Origin of the sequence: Streptomyces bobili, assembly GCF_002154575.1 — a bacterium.
Lineage (GTDB): Bacteria > Actinomycetota > Actinomycetes > Streptomycetales > Streptomycetaceae > Streptomyces > Streptomyces bobili.
In genome coordinates this window covers 1-668 of record NZ_MUBA01000487.1, presented here as the reverse complement: position 1 = coordinate 668, position 668 = coordinate 1, and the positions used below count along the sequence as shown (strand labels likewise).

Here is a 668-nt window from a genome sequence, read left to right as displayed (position 1 = left end):
CACCCGGACGAGGCCGAACAGGGCGACGAACGGGACGATCACGCCGAAGACCGCCAGCTTGATCTTGCCCTTGCTCAGCACGGCCAGGGCGATCAGGAAGTTGACCACCACGGTCGAGATCACGCTGCCCCGGTCCTGGAGTTCCTCGTCGCTGAGGTCGTTGACGCCGAACGGCGCGAAGCCGACCAGGACCAGGCCGACGAGGGCCGCCGTCAGCACGACGGCCTCCACGCTCTTGCGGCCGGCCTCCGTCCAGTACACGTCGTCGAGGTGCAGGACCAGCGCGAACTCGTCCAGCAGCAGGCCCGCGCCGATGCCGAAGACCACCGCGCAGGCCGCCGCGCCGAAGCCGTGCCCGCCGCTGGCCACCGCGCCGAAGCCGCCGACGACGGTGAGGACGACGCCGGGGACGACGTGGTGGATGTGCACCCCGCCCGCGCTGATGTTGCCGAAGGGGCCCTTCCCCGCGCGGATCAGACGGGTGACGACCCGGGTGATCAGAAAGGTCAGCACGAAGGCGGTCAGGGCGATGAGCAGCGGGAGTTTCCCCGGCTCGACGATGTTCCGCTGCCACCAATCTCCCATACGCGTATTTTCGTCCGAAGCCGCCGGACCCGCCTGTCCGACCGCCGGGTAACCTGCGCCGGTGTCCACGACCCCGCCCTCCC

The 668-nt window shown here is 70.1% G+C and carries 1 protein-coding gene; it reads right to left on the bottom strand.

The window, feature by feature from the left end; all coding sequences use genetic code 11:
* On the bottom strand, nt 1-585 hold a 585-nt coding region (locus tag BZL64_RS31120; protein WP_086772486.1), incomplete at its 3' end, for a hypothetical protein.
* Nucleotides 586-668 lie beyond the last annotated feature (83 nt).